This is a genomic window from Frankia sp. AiPa1, from assembly GCF_023243075.1.
Classification (GTDB): domain Bacteria; phylum Actinomycetota; class Actinomycetes; order Frankiales; family Frankiaceae; genus Frankia.
Map to the genome: position 1 here is coordinate 22,504 of NZ_JALKFZ020000190.1, position 20,710 is coordinate 43,213.

Consider the following 20,710-nt stretch of genomic DNA (forward strand, 5'->3'; position numbering starts at 1 on the left):
ATGGCACCCACCGTCGCGGCGGCCGACGGCTACCTCGCGGTCGGTTCCGAGATACAGCTGCTCGAACGCGCCTTCCATCGGCGGCTGCCCGTGATGCTCACCGGCCCCACCGGCTGCGGCAAGACCCGCCTGGTGGAGCACGTGGGCAGCCGGGTCGGTCGGCCGGTCGTGACGATCAGCTGTCACGACGACCTCACGAGCGCCGACCTGGTCGGCCGGTTCCTCGTTTCCGGCGGCGATGTCGTCTGGCAGGACGGGCCGCTGACCAGGGCCGTGCGTGAGGGCGCGATCTGCTATCTCGACGAGGTCGTCGAGGCCCGGCACGACTCACTGGCGATCCTGCACCCGCTCACCGACCACCGCCGCACCCTGTTCCTCGACCGCACGGGCGAGGCTGTGTCAGCGCCCGACACGTTCATGCTGGTCTGCTCGTACAACCCTGCCTACCGCAGCACGCTGAAGGATCTGAAGCCGTCGTTCCGGCAGCGGTTCGTCACCGTCGCCCTGGACTACCTTTCCCCCGACCGCGAAGCCGACGTCCTCGTGGCCGAAGCCGGTGTGGACTCCGCCACCGCGGCGCGCCTCGTGCGCTGCGCGTCGTCCCTGCGCGGCGCGGACGCCGCGTTCCACCTCGAACCGCCCTCGACCCGCACGCTCGTCACCGCCGCGCACCTCGTCGCCGGCGGAGTGGCCGAGATCGACGCGATCGAGAGCTGCGTGCTCGGTCCGCTCACCACGGACGGCACCGTGATCGGCGCCCTGCGGGAGATCGCCGCGGCGAGCCTGCCCGCCGCCGGGGCACCCGCCCCGCCCGCGAAGAAGGGAAAGACCCGATGAACAAACAGGACCGGGAGCGCAAACGAGCACTCGTGGTTTTCCAGCTGGCTGTCTACGGCTATCTGCTGGCGATGTTCCTGATCCAGCTGCACATGTACTCGCAGCGAAACTGGTAGGGGGTTCGATGACGAGCACAGGCCTCGTGGCCGGCCAGACGTCCACCACGTACGACGACCACACCGAGGAGAGCCGGGAGGCTCAGCGCCAGGCCGACAGATGGCTCATCTCCGGCACAATCCTGATGGGAACCGCGATCCTCGGAATACTCGGCCTGCCGCTGTTCCTGCGCGGCCTCGCCCTGCAACGCCGCGCGCAGGCCAGAGGACTCTCGGTGCGACCGATCATCGTGACCCTCATCGGGTACATGGTCATGCTCGACGGCGCCCTCAACACCTTCGGCTGGTCCATCGACCTGCTCGCCAACCACACCCTGGTCAGCCGTATCTTCCTGCCGACCTGGGGAAACATGTTCGACGGCGGCTACTTCTGGCACTACAACGAGCTCTCCATCGGCGGCGCCTCCGCACCCGGAGAGAAGGCCTGGGAGGTCCTCGGCATCTTCGTCGTCTTCCCGATGCGGATCGCCGCCTGCATCGGCCTTCTCCAGATGAAACGCTGGGGCCACCAGTGGACGATCCTGACCTGCTGGACTGGCGTCCTGATGTGGGTCGGCTATGTCGCGAACATGACCGTCTACGCCGACATCCGCTTCACCGCCGTCGTCTTTCCCGTCATCGGGTGGTGGCTCTACGACATCTTCTACATCACCCCCTTCGTCTCACTGCCGTACCTGCACACGGTGAACCGCGAAATCTTCACGGACTGATGGCTGAGGAGCCCAGAATGACCGACGACGCGACGCCGGTGGAGGAGTCGCCCTCGGCGTCCGACCACACTCCGTCCCAGCTCCCGGCCCCGACGCCCGTCAAGGACGGGAACCCACCCGGCACGTCACCGCAGTATGCGCGGATGCACACCGTCATCCGGCGGACCTGCTATGTGCTGCTGTTCGGCCTCGTCCTCGAGGGCGCGCTCACCTTCCCCCTGCTCGCGGTCTGGTATGGATTCCCGAAGCTCTCCCTCACCCAGGTGTGCAGCGAGCTGCAGAAGGTCACCTACTCCGACGAGGCCCGCAAGTGCGACGTCCCGTACTCGTTCCCCGGCCCGCCGCTCGCCGGCCCGGCCGAGGCGCAGGGCCAGCACACCTCCAGGGACGTGACGGGCATCCAGCCAAAGCCGCTCTACGACAAGGTCGAGTTCCGCGAGTTCGTGAAGCACTACCAGATCTGCCAGCAGTTCGAGGGCAGACCGGACAAGGAACTGCGGAACCTGAGCCCACAGCAGCAGCAGTTCCGGGAATACTGCGCCTACATCGCGGACAGGAAATAGGCACACCCCGGTATCGGATCGCCGCGGTTCCGTGGCGATCCGACATGGACAGCCCGGCTGTGCCCTGAGCGTTGTCGGCGCTGGCCCCCGCATCTGCCCGCCAACCGACACTCGGCGAGCAGCGCGTTGACGACGAACGCGCCCCAGTCGTGTCCCACGACGACGGCGTCGGACGGGCTGCCGAGGTGGCGGTGCAGGTCCAGGAGGTCGCGCGTCAGCGCCGCGACGTGGTAGCTGCCGTCGGCCGCCGGGCCGGTCGGCGCGTAGCCGCGCTTGAAGGGTGCGACCACCCTGTGGCCATGCCCGGTGAGGCCGGCGGCGACCTGGCGCCAACTCCAGGACGAGTCCGGGAACCCGTGCAGGCAGAGGACGAGACGCCCGTCGGCCGGCCCCCAGGTGAGCGCACGCAGCCGCAGGTTCGGGAGGTCGAAGGTGACCTGTTCGGCGGACTGGCTGTCGCACGACCCCGAGCACCAGCGCCTCCCCGCCTTCGCGGCCGAGTGGTTCGCCGCCTACGAGCGAGGCGAGGATGTCGCGCGGTGGTACTCCTCCCGAGCGGCGCGCTGAGGAGCGGCCGGCGGGCACGGTGCCCACGCCCACAGCGATCCGCAGGGTTCCTGGGAGCCGACTCTCGATCCCGAGCCGCCGCATGGCGCCCACGGCGGTGGGTCGTCGGTTCCGCCGCGCTCGCACCCGCCGCGCTCGCACCCGCCGCGCTCGACGGACGGCGCCGCCACATCGCGTTCGATGCCGGGTGCCGGCTTTCCGGTGTCGAGCTTGTCGAGCTTTCGGTGTCGAGGAGTAGCCAGTTATTGACATATCGCCGGATGGAGGGTACCCTGGAAGGGATGCCCGAAGTCAAGCACCGGATGACCGGCCGCGATGTACAGCGACTCGAGACGCGCCAGCGAGTTCTCGACGCCGCGGTCGCCGAGTTCAAGCGCACCGGCGCGGCGGAGGCGGACATCCGCACCATTGTCGAGTCGGCCGGTGTGGCGCGCGGGACCTTCTATTTTCACTTCCCGACGAAGGAACATGTGCTTTCCGAGCTGGAGGGGCACGAGGACGTTCGCATCAGCGGCGAACTCGAGCAGTTCTTCGGTGAGGCGCACGACCTTCCGTCGGTGCTGAACGAGGTCGTGCGGGCCGTGGTGGCGATGGAAAACCGGCTGGGCAGTCTGCTGTTCCGGGAGGTGCTCGCCCAGCATTTCTCGCCCACGCGCCCGGTCGACGACCGCTGGGACAAATACCGAACCATCCGTGCGCTGGTGGCCGAACTCGGCCGCGCGCGGGACCGGGGCCGGCTCTTCGACGACGTCGACCCGGTCACCAGCGCAGTGTTCTTCCTGGTCGGTCTGTACGGAATCCTCATCATCAACCACCGGTCGACGGGTGAGCGGGCCGAGATGCTGGACAAGTTCGTTGCCAGCACCGTCCGCAGCCTCGAGAAAAGGTAGGTCGCGCCACCCGCGGCCCGGCGACCTGGTCAGATCAGCTTCGACGGCACGGCCGGCTGTTTGCGCCAGCAGAGGGAGTGGACCTGTCCGCGCGTTCACCGAGCAGAAAGTGCAGAAGCTCGATCATGCTGGACTGGGGTGATGTCGGCGACCAGGATATTAAGGCCGGGCTGGAACGTCAGCGTCCGGAACCGGGAGTCACTGGCTCCTAGTAATTGAAATCGGATGGTGGTCGCCCGGCAAGCGAGCAGCCACCACCCGCCAATCAGAATGGGACAACGCTCACAATGGAATGATTTTCATCGCGCGCGAGCAACCCGCGACCGCACCGTACCCACCCTTACGCCGAGAGTGGCTGCGGTTTCCACGTAGCTGAGCCCCTCCATCGCCACCAACATAAATGCTTCCCGGGTGCCCCGACCAAGCTTCATGAGATCAGCTATAATCTCACGCATCTGGCGTTCGTCATCGAGCTGTTCTGCGACGCGATCCGCATGATCGGGCTCGAAGTTCGGCGGCGGCAACCTATACAGTGTGGCGTCATACCGTCGAGCCGCCCGCCGCTGATTTCTCATTACGTTCGTCGCTACACCGAATAGCCATGGACGCAGCGATCCTGATATCGCCACCGCTCTTTCTCGACATCGCCAAGCTTCCAGAAACACTATTGATGTCGCGTCTTCAGCGGTGCTCCAAGTCCCGAGATGGTGAAAACAATATGAGTAGACAGCATGAGCATGTATACGGAATAGCTGCCCGAACGCAGCTCCATCTCCCTGTGCCGCCCGCGCGAGGAGGGCCTCGTCCGACTCGTCTGTCATCTCTGCCTCATGCCCCATAATGTCCGCTCATCGGCATCCGGTTCCCTAGCAGACGCGCTTCCGGCGTCCTCGGCGTAGACGAGTGACGGCTGATCGGCTTGGAAGTCGAGAAGGCTGAAGCCGGGGCCGAGTGCGGGGTGCACGCCCGCGGCGAGGGGGACGACCTGGACGGTGACGCCGGGGCGGGTGGCGACGGCGAGGAGATGCTGGAGTTGGTCGCGCATGACGCTTGGTTCGCCGGCGGGGCGTAGCAGGACGGGTTCTTCGAGCACGGCCCACAGCCGGTACAGCAGCCTGACAGCGCCGTCCGTGGAAGCCTGCAGATCGGGAGTCAGGTGCGGCTGAGCTCGGCGGAGAGGAAACGTGTGTCGAGCCAGGGCCGGGTGGCCTGTCCGGTGAACGGGTCAGCCAGGTCGTGGCCGTAACGGTGGGCGACCGCAGTGTCGTCGTCCTCGCGGACGGTCCAGCCGTTCGGGCGTAGCCATTGGACTGGGTCCGGACGGGGCTCGGTGAACAGCGACCGCGCCTCAATGCCGGACCGGCGGCGAGTACCTGCGGCTGGTCCAGTTCGTAGAGGGTGACGTCGGACGGCCAGCACAGCCGGAACGCCCGTGTGTCCAGGCCTGCGGCGACCAGGACGACCTGGCCAGCACCGCCGCGGACCGCGTCCAGGATGACGTCGTCGTAGAACCGCGAACGCACGCCGATGAAGCGGGAGGTATGTAGGGACAGTTTGTGCCGGTCACTCACCGGTTCGCCCTCGGTGGGCCAGCGCAGCAGGAACGGGATCGGCGAGTCCACCGCGCCCAGAAACGCGGCACCGAACGGGTCGTCGATAAGCGGGTCGGGCGTCGACGACTCCACGCTCCGAGACGCGGCAATACCGAGGTGAACGATCAGGTAATTCCCCAGGGGCTGCGCTCAAGTAATTCCCCAGGTGGCCCGTGATGTTGATGTTAGCTGGTGGTCTTGCTGGCCGGGGGGACGACGGGGTTTCTTGGGCGCTTGTGGGGCCGGTAGCTTTGCCCGTTCATGACGACTTGGTGGGCGGCGTTGACGAGCCGGTCGAGTAGGGACTCGGCGACGGCGGGGTTGGGGAACAGCGGGTACCAGTCGACGGGTGAGCGGTTCGAGGTGAGGAGCACGGACTTGCCGGAGCGTTCGCGGACGAGTTCGTAGAGGTCGTCGGTTTGGGTGGCGGTGAGTTCTCGCATGGCGAAGTCATCGACGAGGAGTGCCGGTCGGGCGAGTTCGGCGAGGCGGCGGGTCCAGGTGCCGTCGGCGTGGCCGCCGGCGAGGTCGGCGAGTGCCCTGAGGGTGGTGAAGCGGACGTCGGCGCCGGCTGGGACGGCTTGGTGGCCGAGGGCCTGGGCGATGTGGGTCTTCCCGACGCCGACGGGGCCGTAGAGGTCGCCGACCGCGGTCGCCTTGCCGCGGACGGTCTCCAGGCGTGCGGGGTCGTGCCGGTCGGCCAGGCCGACCACGCCCTGGGCCGCGCGCAGCCGGTAGAGGGCGTTCTCGGCCAGCAGCCCGCCGACGAGTTCCACGCGGGCCGGCCCGACCTTCTCGGCCTGCGTCCGGCACCAGGCCGGGGTCCGCATGTGGAAGGCGATCTTCTCGGGCGGGTAGTCGCCCAGGTCGGTCTGCTGGCCCCGCGGCTTGCGGGGGTGCGCCTTCACGAGCTGTCCCGCTAGGAACAGCGCCCCATTTCCTCCCCGGGTCAGCGGCTGAGTAGCTTCAGCCGGATGCTCCGCAAGTCGTGACGAAAACCCCTAAGTCAAGTCTGCGGTGACCATATTCTCGAGGCTCGAAATCTCTGATCTTGACGTGGTCTCTTCAGATGTCTGAGAGTTGAGAATCGCCGCACCGTGGATCTCGCTCTCCGGAAAGAGGGGCTGTTGACATGTCGGACGAATTGGTGCAAGCGTTCTTCACGGTGCGGGACGGGACGAGTCGGATCGGGTTTGTCGTCCAGGGTGGGCTGGTGGCTGGGTGGGACTGGGCGGCCAGGAAGGTTGCCACCAATACCCTGAGGATTGGCGAGAGATGGCCAGAACTGGCCGACAAGGCACCTCAGTTCGCAGCCGGGTTCGATGCGGCGTTTACTCCTCCGTCACGTAATCCGTGGACGGTGGTGCTGCGTGGGGACATGTGTGTGGAGCTGCAACCGCTCACCGGTACGGCGACCTCCCCGTTCAAAATCGATGAATATCTCCCGGGCCTGCCGCCCGCGTTCCAGAGTGGGATCGACGCGGCGCTGCCGGCTCCCGGAGACAACCGGTTCTACCTCTTCAAGGGCAGCCAGTGCGCCTTGTACAACATGCGCGACTCCGAGCTCATCGAGGTGAAGTCGATCGAGGCGACCCTGGCTGGGCTCGGGAACTACGCGCCGCAGTTCGCCACCGGGATCACCGCGGCGACGTCCGACCCCGGAGACGGCAGGTTCTACCTGTTCAAGGGCGACAGGTACACGAGCGGAGTGCTCGCCGAAAGCCGGGTGGACCGCGCGGCGGCAGAGATCGACGACACGTCATGGCCGGGGCTGGTGACCGCGTTCACTCCGGGCCGGCTACTGGTCCAGTACCACTGGAAGCCCCAGGGGGAACCCAATCCGAATCTACCCAACCTCCGGGGCGTGGATCTGGCATCGGGACGCGAGACCGGGGTGGTCCCCGGAGTGAACGCCTCCACCACCCCGTATGACAGCCTCAACTTCAGTCCCGATGGCCGTTATCTCTACTACTGCCCTCCCATCCTGAAGCCGCGCGTGTGCTGGAACATAGGTACCGGAGAGCACCTGGAAGACCTCGTGGGCGGCATCGCCCTGTTGGCGGGAGTGCAGTTCAGCCCCGATGGGCAACTGGCTCACTATGTGGGTCTGTTTCAGGGTTTCACCACCCAGCTGGTTACGGTCCGGACCGGGACCTTCGGCCTGGTGAGCCAGATCCCATTTTCCGCGACCCCGAATTCCGCTGAGATCGCCGAGGCGGGGGCGGGCCCCCGTTCGTACGGAAGCTCCCCGGGCTTCGGCTTCGCGGTCGGCCCCGAGGGGCGGTACGTGTACATAGCTCAGAACTATTCCGACACACTTCACGTGCTTCAGGTGGATCTCCAGGAAAAGCGGGTCACACGGAATGAGCGGATCGTCGGACCCTACGGGGTGATGGATCTGCGCGTGCACCCCGACGGACACACCCTGTATTTCCTGGAAAACTACAGGCTGGCCTCCTTCAACCTACAGACCGAGGAGGTTCGCCGCGCGGGTCATCTGCCCGAGTTCTCCGGCCTGGGTCTCTGCCGGCCCACCGGGGAGCTTTACGGTCTGGTCAGGGGGACGGGCGGCGGAGTCAGGGTGATCGAGCCCGCCACCTTCGCCGAGGTCGGTCGGATCCCCATCGCCGCCGGCGGAGGTCTGGGCACGCCGCGGGGAATCACCTTCAGCCATGGCGGAACGCGCGCGTACGTGTGCGACAGCGACTCCCCCTTCTCGGTGGCGGTGATCAGCACGACCGCGCGCTCCAAGGACGCCTCGATAGCGGTACCGATGCCGCCGGGCTTCCCCGCCGGGTCGATTCCGGTCAGCGTGGCGCACTCCATCCACTGAATCCGGTCAGAGCCCCGCCCCGTTCCATTATCACCTGGGAGAGATGATGGCCGCACGCGCGCCGATGCCGCTATCCGAGCTTGTCAACGAATACCTGCGCCCGCTGGGAATCACGATCCCGTGGCCGGCGGCGTTCGCACCGATACTGGAAGAGATCGTGATCGACGAGGACGTGGGCGGGCGTGGCGACACGCTGGTCACGGCGTGGACCCCGGGGTTCGGCGACGAGGCGGGCGCGCCGTCGCCCGCCCGGTTCGTGCTGCTGGTCACCAAGGCGGTGATTCCCGGCTCGACGCTGGTGGTGGGGCTGCTGGATGCCCCGTTGGGGTTCGACGGCTCGCGGTTCACGCTCGTGGGCGAGTTCATCCCGAACGGGGCGCTGGCGTTCCCCCGGGTTCAGGTGGTCCTCACGACCAAGGAGCTCGACGTGGGCACGGTAGGGGTCCTCAACGGGGTCCTGGCCGGGTACGGGGTGAACCTGGAGGTGCCGCTGCCCAACGCGATGAGCGCGCACACGTGGCCGAAGTATCTGTCGGTGTGCATCCCCTGGCAGCTCAAGGGCGGCACGATGCCCGCACTGTCGATCTTCTGGGCGTCGGATGACGAGTCGGACGGCAAGAAGGACAAGAGCATCTCCTTCCCGGGGATGCCGGTGTCGTTCGGGCCGTTGACGCTGGTGGGGGTGCGCCGGGGTACCGTCCGGGACCACTGGCGGGTGGAGCTGGTCGCGAACCTGATCGTGGGCGGGCAGGACTTCTCGCTGGACGGGCTCGGCCTGGCAATCCCGGTCGGATTGAAAGGACTCAAGCCCAAGCCGGAGCTCATGGGCGCGGCGCTGTCACTGCACCGGCTGATCCCCAAGCTGAACATCGACGCGGCCCTGCGGTACACGGGGCTGGGCGACGACGAGATCTCCTACGGGCTGGCGGGCCTGGTCCGGGTACAGACCGATGCGGTGACGGTGCTGGGAGCCGGCGCGTTCTCCCGGGCGGTCGCCGACTACTCGATGGTGTTCCTGTACGCGGAGGCGCTGCTGAAACCGGGCACGGCGTTGTTCGGGCCGCCGCCGTTCACGGTGATCGGGCTGTCGGGCGGATTCGGCATCAACGCGACGGTGCGCGCGCCGACGGCGGCGCAGCTGCCGGCGTTCCCGCTGATGAACCGGCTGCAGGCGGCGCCGGGCCCGGGAGAGGATGCCCCGCCGCCCCCCGAGCCGCTGGAGATGCTCAACGACCTGGTGAGCAAGACCGGCTGGGTGCGGCCCGAAGAGGGCTCCTACTGGATCGCGCTCGGGCTGACGTTCACCTCGTTCCGGTTCGTGGAGACCAAGGCCCTGGCGCTGGTGGAGTTCGGCAACCGGCTCAACATCATGATTCTCGGGCGGACGTCGATCACGTTGCCCAAGCACGCCGACCCGAACAGGAAGGTGCACGCGCGGCTCAACCTCGACCTGCGGTTCGCCTACCTGTCCGACCAGCATCTGCTGACGCTGGAGGTGGCGGTGGGGCAGGGATCGTTCCTGTTCACCGAGACCGCCGAGCTCACCGGTGGGCTGGCGTTCTGCGTCTGGACAGGCGGCGGCAAGGGCGGCGACTTCGTCCTTACCCTGGGCGGGTACCACCCGCAGTTCCGGGTGAACATGCCGGAGCACTACCCGGCGGCGGCCCGGCTGGGCTTCCGCTGGGAGCCCAGCAGCCTGGTCGTGGTGCAGGCGCAGGGGTACACCGCACTCACCCCAGGGGCGATCATGTTCGGCGGGGCGCTCAGCGCCCGCTACGACCTGGGCGGCGTCGTGCAGCTCAGCGCCTGGTTCACCGCGCATGTGGACGCGCTGATCCAATGGAAGCCGTTCTACCTGGACCTGGCGATGGGGATCTCCATCGGGGTCTCGGCCACCATCAAGATTGCATTCATCAAGGTACGGATCGCGATCGAGGTCGGGATCACGCTGCAGTTCTGGACGCCGCCGACCGGCGGCCGGGTGACCGTGAAGCTCTGGTTCATCGAGTTCGGCTTCGATCTCGGGTCCGTCCGCCTCGGAGCGCCTCCGGTGCCGTGGGGCGAGTTCCAGACGCAGCTGCCCGCCCCGATCCGCACCACGGCGGTGAAGGGTTTCCTCGCCGACGTGGAGAAGGGCGAATCGCAGGCGCGGGCGGCGCGCCAGGGGCCGCCCCTGGCGTCGATCGACGGGTTCACCCTGGCCACCGAAGCGGCGTTGCCGACCTCGCAGATCTCGGTGAACGGCACCTCGGAGTACGACGGCCCGAAGATCGACATCCGGCCGATGCGGCTCACCGACGTCGACTCCCGGCACCTGGTCACGATCACCCGGTCCGAGGGCGGGCAGGAGGTCCCGTTCAACCCCTACACCAACGGCTGGGAGTTCACCCCGATCAAGCGCGACCTGCCCGGCGCCCTGTGGGGGCCGCCCGCCCTGTCGTCGGAGGAGATGGCCAGCGAGCCCGGGCTGGTGGAAGACCGCGTGACCGGGCTACTGGTCGAGGTGCCGCCGCCGCGCCGGGGCGGTTCGGTCGGCCCCGTGACGGCCGCGGCGCTGAGCCATGAGCCGCTGGACGACGGCGACCTGCCCTTGCGCGACGCCACCGCGGCGGGACCCGCCCCCCTCGTCGCCGACGACACCATCCAGCGGATTGCCGAGTCCCTGGCCGCTGAGGCGACCGCGGACGAGCGGACCGCCGTCCACGAGGCCCTCACCCGCCTGGGGGCGGGAGCCGGCGAGGACACCGACGGGTCGCTGACGGAATACGCCGAGCTGGTCCTCCACACCATGATCAACAATCCGTTGGTCACGGCCGCGACCGTCCCCGTCTCCACCGCCCCCACGAGGGAGCCCCGATGACCGACACAGCTCCCAGGACCGACGCAGCTCCCAGGACCGACGCAGCTCCCAGGACCGACGAGAAGCTGCAGGTCACCTTTGTCGACCAGTACACGCCCCGCGCCACTGCCGGCATCTACACCGTCCGGTCCCGGCATGAGCTGTGGAAGAACGGCCAGCGGGTGGACACGGCGGCGCTGCCGGAGTCGGCCCAGACCTTCGAGATCCGGCCGCTCAGGTTCACCCTCAGCCCGAACTCGGTCCACGCCTACTACCCGCCGCACAACTCCGCCGGCAGGTACGAGAACGTGCTGCCGCACATCACCCTCAACCGGGCGGTGCTGCCGTGGGAGCGGGAGCTCGCCGGCGACCGCGCCGAGGCGCACGCCGGGTGGCTGGCGCTGCTGCTGTTCAAGGAAGGCGAGTTGCCGGACGACCCGAAGGCGGGCGGCGTGACCGTCGAACGCTCGGTGCGGGACCTGATCAACTCCGGCGACACGGCAGTGATCGGCCCGGACCTGCGCGGGTCCTCCCTGACCCCCGAAGTCCTGGCCAGCAGATGCCAGACGATCGACGTGCCCGCGGCGGTCTTCGCCCGGATCCTGCCCACCCGCGAGGAGATGTTCTACCTGCAACACGTCCGCGACGTCACGACGGCGACGCGGCGTGCGGGCGGAGAAGTCCTCACCGAGGGCATGTTCGCAGTGATCACCGGGAACCGGTTCCCCCGCGACACCGGCTTCTACGCCTGCCATCTGGTGTCCCTGGAGGGATTTGAGCCGCACGTGGGCCCGAACCCGCCCACCGGCCACCGCACGGTCCGGTTGTGCACGCTGCGGTCCTGGTCGTTCCAGAACGACCCCCACAATGTTGCGGACATCGCCGGTATGCTCGCCAACCTCGCCACGCCGAGCAGAGAGGACCACGCCGACAGCCTGCTGCTGCGGCTCAATCCCCCGGCGCCGTCCGCGCCGTCCGCGCCGTCCGCGCCGTCCGCGCGAACCAGCGGGTCCAGCTCCGAGACCTACGTGCGGGAGCGGTTGCGTCTTGGCTACGTGGCCACCCCGTTTCGGACCCTGTCCGGGGAGACCACCTTCGCCTGGTACCGGGGACCGTTCGCCCCGGTCGCCACCCCCGCCCTCCCGGACCCGGGGCTCGCCGCCGGGCACACCACCTCCGACCATGCCCTCATCTACGAGGAGGAGTACGGCCTGTTCGACGTTTCCTACGCCACCGCCTGGACGCTCGGGCGCACGCTCGCCATGGCCGACCCCGACTACGCCGCCGACATCATCCGGGCCCGCCGCCAGCTACACAACCGGGCCGCCACGCTGCGCAAACTCGCCCCCGATCCCGCCCGTGCCTCCGCCGACCCCGACCGTGAGCGGACCCTGCGCGGGCTGCGGCAGCTCGAGGCGTTCGGCGGTCGTTCCCTGGCCGCTGCCTTGGCCGCCCCCCTCGCCGAGACGCCACCGCCCAGGCCCAGACGCCGCGTGGCGCCGTTGAGCGTCCCGCAACTGCTGGCCGACGAGCGGGCCGCGGGCCTGCTGCGAGTGGCCGCCGAACGGTCCACGGGGGCGATGCCCGCGTGGCTGGACCGGCTCGCCCGGTTCGAGGGGGTGCCGTTCTGCTATCTGGTGCCGTCGGCCGAGATGCTGCCGGGCGAGTCGCTGCGGCTGTTCCGGGTGGACCAGGCGTGGCTGCGAGTGCTGGTGGCGGGCGCGGCGGACGTGGGGTTGCACACCCCGCTCGACGTGGCGCTGGACCCGCAGATCCGCGGCGCGGTCGCCCGGGCCCGCGGCGGGGAACTGCCCGAGGCGGGACTGCTCGTCCACTCCCGGCTGCTGCGGGCGCTGCCCGGCCTTGAGGTCACCGCATACCGGAGGAGGCAGCCGGTCACCGAGCTGCGCCGGGATCTGCTCGGCCCGGAGATCCTCCTGGTCCTGTTCGGGCAGGTCCCCGACACGGTGGAGTTCCGCGAGCCGGGGCAGGGCATCCACTTCGGGATCGATCACGGCGGCGTGGTGATGCTGCGCAGCCTGGACCCAGCCGATCCGGGCTGGTCGCTGGAGGAGGCGTTCCCCACCGGCGGCGAGACCGTCTTCGAGCGCTACCTGCGGCCGGCCCCCAGCCCCGACACTTCCGACACCCCCGACGTGCTGCGGGTGCGCGACTTCGCGCGTGATCTGGGCGGGGCGTTGGACCGGACCGACCTGACGCAGAGCGAGTTCGCGCTGCAACTTGTGAACGCGCCGTTGCTGCAGCAGTTCCGCTACCTTTCCAAGCCGGGGAGCGCGTGATGCCCGACATCGACCTGATCGTCCCCGTCCAGGTGCACGCGCTGGTCGTGAACCGGGCGGTGACCGAGCAGGAGAGCTTCGCCCGGTGGAAGCTGAACTTCACGGCGATGCTCTCCGACGACAGACCCTCCGCCGAGCCGCCCCCCGGCGACACCGTCGACATCAATACCGGCGTCTATGTGCAGTGGCAGCTCCCCGAGGCCCTCGCCTCCGGGCTTTTCGATCCCGAGGACGGGCAGACGTCGTTTCCGCTGGTGCCGAACCGGTGGCTGGTGGTGCGCACCTACGAGGTACCCAGCGGGCTGCCCGACGAGGGGCGGCGCCACGCCGCCGCGTGGGTGGTGCAGTCGGACTATCTGCGCCTGACCCATGGCGGGTCCCAGCGGGGCACCGTGCAGTTCCTGGTGAAGGACGCGGCGACGGGCGGGCTGAGGGCCGACCAGCTTGGGCGGGCGCACGACCTGCGGTCCGGCGGCTGGGAGGAGCCCGGGAACGAGCTGTTCCTGACCGCGGCGGGGCCGGGGATCCCGGCATTCGCGGGATTCCAGCCCTACCACGAGAATGTGTTCTCCTTCTACGACACCCTCGAAGATCTGACGGGACCCGCCTGGCCGGACTACCCGGGGCCGAGCGCCCTCAGCTACGCGGTGATCGGCTGGTATTCGTGGGACACGGCGGACATCCTCGCCAAGGCCGAGGAGATTCCCGGCCTGCTGCCACCCGACCCCGCCGACTCGCTGCCCCCCGGGGAGAACCACCCGCTTCCCGACGACCTGCGCACGGCACAGCGGGTGCTGCGCGGCCTGCGCTGGGATCTGCCGGGCCTCACCGACCTGCCGGAGGACTCCGACGGGAAGGGGGCACCGAAACCGACCCGGTCGCTGTACGCGGGGAGCGCGCTGGGCATCTGGTGGAACTACACCGACCCTGAGAGGCCCTCATCGGACCCTCGTCCCGACCACGAGGCCCAGAAGGTCGCCTTCGGGCACAGCACCGCCGACGCGCTGGAGGCGCTCACCGCCCACCAGACGGGGTCACGGGAGACCGGACGGCTGCTGTCGGCGCTGTACAGCGGAACGATCGACGGCCTGGACGCGGCCGACGGCGAGTACGACTTCGACGAGGTCACCCGCCGGGCCTGGTTCTGCGCCCGATCGGGGGGCTACACCTGGCTGGTGGTGCCGCGCGACAACGGCGACGGGGAACCACCGCCGTCCACCTCCGCCGCACCGCAATGGCTGGACGAACTCAACGCCTTCCAGGCCGAATACGAAACAGCGGCGCAGGAACTGGATGACGCGCAGGCGCGGCTGCGGACCCTGTGGTGGCTCAAGGAGCTGCCCGACCATCCCGACAGCTTCGATGCCGCGGCGGCGCAGGCACAGTTCAACGCCTCGTCCGACACGACGCTGGCCTACCGGGCGGTCACGGCGGCGGCGACCATGCGGCAGTTGGTGCAGACCGAGGGGCTCCCCGACGGGCTGCTTCCCGCGGACCTGGAGCCGCAGATCGCGGCGTACGCGGCGAAGGTCGGCCTGTCCGACTCGCTGGAGCTACGGCGGCTCGCCCGCGGCGACTTCCACTCCACCGCCGACCCGGCCATTGTGATCGCGGGCGGCGGGCTGACCCAGCCCCTCACCCGCCATCCCGACAAACCCCTGCCGACCCGACTGGAATCGGAGCTGATCACCGCCGTCACGATCAACGGGCGTCCCGAGTCGCCGCCGCCGCCGCAGGTGAACCTTGCCGGTCTTCCAGCGGCGGCCGGCCCACTGCTGCGTGAGTTCGCCGCCCTCGACCTGGCCGCGATCAGCATCGACCACGAGTCGAATCGGCCCGCCCTGGAGGTCGTGCTGGAGGACCGGTCGCTGATCGCGGGGACCCCACCGGAATACGCGGGGATGTGGCGGCAGCCCTGGCTGCCCATGTACGTCCAGTGGGACCTGCGCTACCACGCGATCCCTTACCAGGACGAGACGGGCAGACACTGGGCGATCAACGATGAGGGGACCGAGTACGCCTGGCTGGGCACCGGCGACGCTCCCGGCGACGGCATCGACGGCCCGTCCTGGCTTGCGTTCACCGGGCGGGCGCTGATCACCCCGTCGGCGCCGTACGTGGCGGCGGCGCAGATCGACCGGCTACTGGAAACCCACGGCGCGACCCGGGACGCCGGGCTGCGGGCGCTGCGCGACGACTACCGAAACATGGACCTGCTCGCGCAGACCCTGGAAGGGTTCAACGACCATCTGCTGATGCGCGACATCGGGGTGCGCGCGGTACTGCCCGGCGACATCACCCCGCTGACCGGGGACGTCGCCTACGTCCCGGCCCCCGCGGACGACGCGGACGACTCCCGGCCCCGGTTCCAGCCGCTGCGCGCTGGGCAGCTCTACTTCCGTGATCTGCGGGTCATAGACCGGTTCGGCCGCTCGGTGGTGATCACCAGTGTGCCCGGGGACCGGTTCAAACAGTTCACCCCCGTTCTGGCCGACAGCGTCACCCCGACCGAACCGCTTCATTCCACCGACCCGCAACGGTTCCTGCAGCTCCCGCCCCGATTGCTGCACGACGCCCGCCTCCGGTTCGAGGTCGCACGCGCACAGGACGACCAGGCGCTGCCCCCGGGCCGCGCCACCCCGGCCGGCACCAACACACCGATCGCCGGGTGGCTGCTGGTCAACCATCTCGACCAGAACCTGCTTCTCTACGCCGCCGCCGGGGATCCGGTCGGTGAACTGCGGGAAGTCGGCTCAGGGGTGACGTTCACCCCGCTACCCGGCTCGGCCTACCGCGACGAGACCGACCCGGCGTTGCGCGCCGACCATCCCCACCTCGCCGGGTTCGTCCACGCGCTGGTCGGGCCGCCCGCCCGGTTCACCGCGCTGCTCAACACGATCAACCACTCCGTCCAGAGCATCGTCGACCCGGCCGCCGAAGACGACCGCAGCCCGGCCAAGCTGATCGGCCGTCCCCTCGCGCTCTACCGCGCCCGGCTCAACCTGGAACTGCGCGGGGAACCGCTGACCAGCCAGGCGTGGGACCAGGCGGTCACCCCCGACACCCCCGAATACCCCACCTACCCGTGGCCGATCCGCCTGGGCGACCCCGACCGGCTTGCCGACGGACTGATCGGCTACTACGCCAGCGGCTCCGGGCCGGGCGGCGACACCGACTACACCCAGCTGCACGTGACCCGACCCGTCTGCGCGGACCCCTACCTGGTCGAGATCGGAAACGGGGAGGGAATCGCGCTGCCGGCCACCCCACCGGGCTCCGAGAAGCGGATCCACCACCTGACGGTCCTGGCCGATCCGCATGTGCCGGTCCACGCCACCACGCACATCCTGCCGGTCATCCCGACGCAGCTGCCCGGCGACCTGGTCCACCAGGCGTTGCGCCGCATCCGCGCGGCGTTCCGGCTCAGCCCGCTGCTGGCCCCGGTCCGGGTCTTCGAGCCCCGGGAGGCCCCGCCCGCGAGCCGGACGGATGGGGCGACCGAACACCTGGTGGTGGTCCACCCGGCCGCGCACCACGGCACCTGGACCTGGGCCCAGCCGTACACCGCACCGGGCGAGTCGGAGCTGGGCTGGACGGAACTGCCGCTGCTGGCCGCCGACCAGCAGGCGCACCTGGACGATCCGGTCCCGCACGCCCGGGCCGGCTACCTGCTGCTCGACCCGCCGACCGACCGCGACGAGTGACCTGCCCGAGAGGAAGCCCCCGCATGGCCATTCACGCTCCCCGCGCCGGCACCCTGCTGGCCTACACGCTCTTGACCGACCCTCCCGTGGTGCGGGCGAGTGGCAAGGACGACCCCGAGCCCCTGCGGGTCATGCTCAAGATCACCGCCGGGGAGGGATCCACCACCTACCTGCAGAAGATCGAGATCAGGTATCGGATCGGAAACGACGAGGCCGCTCTGGCACCGACCGAACCGTCCACGGTCGGCATGGTCGTCGAACGGCGCAGCCCCACCGACCTCGGCGGAATCTGGACCAGGAGCAAGAGGCGCGACGGCGAGAACGCCGTCTTCACCTTCACCCCCGAAACCGACTTCGACCCGTGCGAGCTGTCCGGCAGCGACACCGTCACCCTGGCGCTCACCGGCCTGTCGGCCAGCGAGACGATCGGGACCTGCTATGTCGACGTCACCGAGTGGACCTCGACGACCGACAGCGGCTACCAGCCCCGGCCGGTGGACCCGCTGCCGGTGGACAAGTGGCCGACGGACTTCACCTTCCACAATCTGCGTCCCGACCACATCTCGGTCGAGCGGGGCGAGAGCGTCACGCTGAGATGGGAGGCGAGCCTGGGCCCCCGGTACTGGATGCACTGGGACAGCGACAAGACGTCCGTCACCGGCCTGTCGACCTGGCCCTCACCGGAACTGACCAGCACGACAGCCTTCATGCTGGTCGCCGAGCGGTCGGTGGACGGCGGCGGCGCCCCGATGATCTACGCGCTCACCACCGCCGTCACCGTCCGCGAACCCGATCTCAAGGTCGGCAACCTGGAGGTCAACGGCATCGTCCAGGTCCAGGGCACCCGCCAGAACCTCGACGCACCCACCCCCGCCCCCGCCGACAACATCAGATACTTCCAAGCGCCCACCGACGGCACCGTCGTGGGCTATGTGCAGGCAGCCAGCGGCGGCCCCGCCGCGACCGTCGCCGTGACGGTCAGCCGGACCGGCGTCAACGAGTACACGATGCGGTTCACCTCCGACAACAGCGTCTCCTCCCGGCCGCCCACCGAGACCCCGATCAACGTCCCGGTACCCAGAGACGCCCAGCTGACGGTCCGCATGTTCGGCCAGCAGGGCGACAGCAGCGGCCTGACCTGGCTGCCACGCGGCGTCGGACAGCTCACCGCGATCACCCCGCCCGCATCCTGACCTCGGAGTCTCCGTGTCCCAGCCCGTCGCCGCCACCGAAGCCGCGCCCCTGCTCGACTACACACTCGCCTTCGACCCGGACCCGATCCAGGCCGGCCGCCCCTGCACCCTGCGGGTAACCGCACGGGCCGGGAACACCCCCGTGTATGTCCGCAAGACCGTCCTGACCCTGCCCATCGGCACCGGCGCCACCACCCTCACCGCCAGCCCGAGCGGGATCCGGCGGTTGGCGGTAACCGGCGGCGACCATCCCCACCAGGGCGAGGGCTGGCGCATCGCGGCCCCCTCCGGCGGGTCGTTCACCGCCACCCCGACCCTCGCCCGGGGATGGCTGCTGGCCGTCACGCCGCTCACCTTCGGCCTCGCCGACATCGCCGTGAACACGGCGCCCGGGACAGCCGAGTTGCAGATCGCCGAGGACAGCTCCCTGGACGGCTCCTCCTGGCAGACCCGCACCACCCGGCTGGCCCTGCCCAAATTCCCGGCGAACTTCTTTTTCGCGGACTTCCGGCCGGACACCATGCTCGTCCCCAACGGCGGCCACGCCGTCCTGTCCTGGAACGGCTCTCCCGCCGTCTACACGATGACCTGGCAGAGCCACTCCGGCGGCCGCGGCGGCTCAGCCGTCGTCAGCGACCAGAACCCGTGGACCTCCCCGGCCCTCCACGACACCACGGTCTTCCGCCTGGCCGCGAGCATGCTTGGGGGAACGGCCGAACGAGTACTCACCGCACTCGTCTCCGTGGCCCGCCCCCACCTGCTGGTCCACGACCTCACCGCCCTGGACACCGTCCAGATGATGGGCACCAGCCAACCCATCGAGGTCGGCCTGGGCACCACCCACTCCTTCACCGCGCCCACCGACGGAATCCTCCTCGGCCGGGTATCGGCGAACGCCGGCGGCCGGGCCACCGGCATCAAGGTCACCGCCAGGGCCCCCGGCACCGTCGAGTACGTCAACGACTTCGCCTCCGACAACTCCGACACCACCAAACTCCCCGCGGAAACCCCGTTCCACCTCCCGATCCGGCGCGGCGCCCAGGTCACCGCGGTCTGCCGCCACCTTGACCCGCCCAGCGTCCCGGAGAGCCCGGAGCCCTACTTCTCCCTTGTCTGGATCCCCGATGGGGACGCGATCAGAACCAATTGACCGCTCCGGCACCGAATGGTCCGTGACCGAGGTGCTTCCGGCGTTCAGCGCCCGTATCAGCCGCGACGTATTTTTGCTGCCGTCACAGTTGGCGGTGGCCAGGCCGGACAAGGTCCAATGCGGATGGTCGGGGCGGCACCCCCAACACTGACATGCTGGAGCGTCGAGCCGAGGGCGCCGCATACGCCGCACACGCCGCACCGAACGGGGCCTCGGCTGCCCCGCCACGCACCGGGATGGGGCTGCTGCCCCCTGTGCGCTGGACGCCGCCGGCCGCGTTCGAGGCAGGCCAGGGGGCGCCGTCGCCAGCCTCGCCGCGCCCGTAGAGGCCCGTGGACGTCGCGCGGCGTGTGTGTCCGTGCACGCCGGCATCCGTAGGAAGGCCACGTGACCCAACTACGCCTCGTGCTACGTCGTTCAACTGCCCCCACGTCTACGACGCCTCCACCAGCCGACCAGGCCAAAGAAGACAAGTATGGTGGCAGACCATTCTGCGCCACCGATCAGCGCATGCTTCAGGGCCCCCGGCGCCGAATCATCGTCGAACTTCAGGCGATCGAAGAACGTCAGGCTAACGACCGCCGTGGCGGCGATAATCCACCCCAAGCCGAAACGAAGTCGATTGCCCACGAGCACCCCCATGAGAACATCAAACTATCGTGGCCACCGCCACGCCGCCCCCGTCCGCCTTCCCGGGCCTCCCGAGCGCCGAGCCCCAGGGCAGCGACTCTAATGGTTCCCGTCTCCACGCGTCTCCGCATCGCGTGTAGTTCGCCGACTTGTTGCGTGCAGCGCTTCACGCCCCTGCTGGTCGAGGCGGCTCGGCCGTGTCGGCACCGGCTCGGTGACAGGTGGTCCGTCGATGAGACGTATGTCAAGGTCGCCGGCCGGTGGACCTACCTCTGCCGGGCCGTCGACCAGCATGGCCAGGTCATCGACGTCCTGGCCAGCACCCGCCGCGACCAGACGGCCACTGCCGGTTGAAAACCCGGCTGCGGCGAGACCGCGCGGCTGACAGGACGGGAGTTCGTCGACGCGGTCGCCTTCTTCGGCGGGCTACCGTCGGAACTGGTCGACTCCGACGAGCTCGCCGCGCTGCTTCCCCCCGTCGATGATGGCGGATTTTCAGCTCGTCTCCCGTTACCGCTACCGGCCCGCTGATCCGCTCGCGGTCCGCGTCCATCTCGTCAAGGGGGCCGACGATCCGCACGTCGCCAGCGAAGCGTTGGACGGCTGGGCACGGGAGTGCTCCGAGCCGCCGACTCTTCTCGAGGTTCCGGGTGCACACTTCTACTTCGACGAGGACCCGGCGGTCTCCCCGGCCTGTTCCGTGCGATCCGCGGACCGGGCGACGTGCGCGGTGCACCGGGAACCGGCGGCCAGCACGTGGAACTGATCTGACGTCGAACAACCCCA

General features: G+C 69.2%; 18 protein-coding genes and 2 pseudogenes. 13 read left to right on the forward strand and 7 right to left on the reverse strand.

The window, feature by feature from the left end; translation table 11 throughout:
• From MXD95_RS26610 to MXD95_RS26620, 3 genes are all read left to right on the forward strand, one after another.
• On the forward strand, positions 1-837 hold the full coding sequence (locus MXD95_RS26610) for a CbbQ/NirQ/NorQ/GpvN family protein (RefSeq protein ID WP_250643497.1): 837 nt from the start codon (positions 1-3) through the stop codon (positions 835-837).
• A 124-nt stretch (positions 838-961) separates the two neighbouring features.
• A complete protein-coding gene (locus MXD95_RS26615; RefSeq protein ID WP_250643484.1) occupies positions 962-1,663 on the forward strand; it encodes a hypothetical protein in 702 nt (233 codons plus the stop codon).
• A gap of 17 nt (positions 1,664-1,680) precedes the next feature.
• A complete protein-coding gene (locus tag MXD95_RS26620) occupies positions 1,681-2,226 on the forward strand; it encodes a hypothetical protein (protein ID WP_250643485.1) in 546 nt (181 codons plus the stop codon).
• On the opposite strand, the gene MXD95_RS26625 is transcribed toward MXD95_RS26620, so the two are convergent.
• Positions 2,205-2,642 carry an alpha/beta fold hydrolase gene (locus MXD95_RS26625; RefSeq protein ID WP_308301592.1) on the reverse strand — a complete coding sequence of 146 codons (438 nt, stop codon included), beginning with the start codon at positions 2,640-2,642 and terminating at the stop codon, positions 2,205-2,207. The two genes, MXD95_RS26620 and MXD95_RS26625, sit on opposite strands and share 22 nt — an antisense overlap.
• 16 nt (positions 2,643-2,658) lie before the next feature.
• Here MXD95_RS26625 and MXD95_RS28740 point away from each other — a divergent pair, with 16 nt between their 5' ends.
• Positions 2,659-2,793: a hypothetical protein gene (locus tag MXD95_RS28740; RefSeq protein WP_285223783.1), complete on the forward strand. Its 135-nt coding sequence runs from the start codon at positions 2,659-2,661 to the stop codon at positions 2,791-2,793.
• Between the two features lie 224 nt (positions 2,794-3,017).
• On the forward strand, positions 3,018-3,683 hold the full coding sequence (locus MXD95_RS26630) for a TetR/AcrR family transcriptional regulator (RefSeq protein ID WP_250643486.1): 666 nt from the start codon (positions 3,018-3,020) through the stop codon (positions 3,681-3,683).
• Between the two features lie 299 nt (positions 3,684-3,982).
• Here the strand turns inward: MXD95_RS26630 and MXD95_RS29445 are convergent, their stop codons facing one another.
• The 5 genes and pseudogenes from MXD95_RS29445 to MXD95_RS26650 form a co-directional block, all read right to left on the reverse strand.
• Positions 3,983-4,522, reverse strand: a complete 540-nt coding sequence (locus MXD95_RS29445; RefSeq protein ID WP_374122153.1) for an RNA polymerase sigma factor — start codon at positions 4,520-4,522, stop codon at positions 3,983-3,985.
• Positions 4,501-4,776: a Scr1 family TA system antitoxin-like transcriptional regulator gene (locus MXD95_RS26635; RefSeq protein WP_250643487.1), complete on the reverse strand. Its 276-nt coding sequence runs from the start codon at positions 4,774-4,776 to the stop codon at positions 4,501-4,503. Before MXD95_RS26635 ends, MXD95_RS29445 begins: the two co-directional genes overlap by 22 nt.
• Before the next feature lie 59 nt (positions 4,777-4,835).
• On the reverse strand, positions 4,836-5,102 hold the full coding sequence (locus MXD95_RS26640) for a hypothetical protein (protein ID WP_250643488.1): 267 nt from the start codon (positions 5,100-5,102) through the stop codon (positions 4,836-4,838).
• Between the two features lie 5 nt (positions 5,103-5,107).
• Positions 5,108-5,368: pseudogene (locus MXD95_RS26645) on the reverse strand (class I SAM-dependent methyltransferase); the annotation flags it as partial.
• Positions 5,369-5,460: 92 nt separating this feature from the next.
• Positions 5,461-6,183, reverse strand: a complete 723-nt coding sequence (locus MXD95_RS26650) for an ATP-binding protein (RefSeq protein ID WP_308301591.1) — start codon at positions 6,181-6,183, stop codon at positions 5,461-5,463.
• A 224-nt stretch (positions 6,184-6,407) separates the two neighbouring features.
• Between MXD95_RS26650 and MXD95_RS26655 the strand changes: the two genes are divergently transcribed.
• From MXD95_RS26655 to MXD95_RS26680, 6 genes are all read left to right on the forward strand, one after another.
• Positions 6,408-8,108: a hypothetical protein gene (locus tag MXD95_RS26655; RefSeq protein WP_250643489.1), complete on the forward strand. Its 1,701-nt coding sequence runs from the start codon at positions 6,408-6,410 to the stop codon at positions 8,106-8,108.
• Positions 8,109-8,172: 64 nt separating this feature from the next.
• Positions 8,173-10,968 (forward strand): DUF6603 domain-containing protein, encoded by a 2,796-nt coding sequence (locus MXD95_RS26660; RefSeq protein WP_250643490.1) that lies wholly within the window; start codon positions 8,173-8,175, stop codon positions 10,966-10,968.
• A complete protein-coding gene (locus MXD95_RS26665; RefSeq protein WP_250643491.1) occupies positions 10,965-13,247 on the forward strand; it encodes a hypothetical protein in 2,283 nt (760 codons plus the stop codon). Before MXD95_RS26660 ends, MXD95_RS26665 begins: the two co-directional genes overlap by 4 nt.
• Positions 13,247-16,951, forward strand: coding sequence for a hypothetical protein (locus tag MXD95_RS26670; RefSeq protein WP_250643492.1), 3,705 nt, complete (start codon positions 13,247-13,249; stop codon positions 16,949-16,951). The genes MXD95_RS26665 and MXD95_RS26670 overlap by 1 nt, the downstream gene beginning before the upstream one ends.
• A 23-nt stretch (positions 16,952-16,974) precedes the next feature.
• The gene (locus MXD95_RS26675) at positions 16,975-18,144 is read left to right on the forward strand and encodes a hypothetical protein (protein ID WP_250643493.1); all 1,170 of its coding nucleotides are present in this window, start codon (positions 16,975-16,977) and stop codon (positions 18,142-18,144) included.
• Between the two features lie 13 nt (positions 18,145-18,157).
• The gene (locus MXD95_RS26680) at positions 18,158-19,294 is read left to right on the forward strand and encodes a hypothetical protein (protein ID WP_250643494.1); all 1,137 of its coding nucleotides are present in this window, start codon (positions 18,158-18,160) and stop codon (positions 19,292-19,294) included.
• 417 nt (positions 19,295-19,711) lie between these two features.
• Here MXD95_RS26680 and MXD95_RS26685 read toward each other — a convergent pair whose 3' ends face one another.
• On the reverse strand, positions 19,712-19,936 hold the full coding sequence (locus MXD95_RS26685; RefSeq protein ID WP_250643495.1) for a hypothetical protein: 225 nt from the start codon (positions 19,934-19,936) through the stop codon (positions 19,712-19,714).
• A 144-nt stretch (positions 19,937-20,080) separates the two neighbouring features.
• Here MXD95_RS26685 and MXD95_RS29450 point away from each other — a divergent pair.
• Positions 20,081-20,266: pseudogene (locus MXD95_RS29450) on the forward strand (DDE-type integrase/transposase/recombinase); the annotation flags it as partial.
• Positions 20,267-20,408: 142 nt separating this feature from the next.
• On the forward strand, positions 20,409-20,690 hold the full coding sequence (locus MXD95_RS26695) for a hypothetical protein (RefSeq protein WP_250643496.1): 282 nt from the start codon (positions 20,409-20,411) through the stop codon (positions 20,688-20,690).
• Positions 20,691-20,710: the final 20 nt, after the last annotated feature.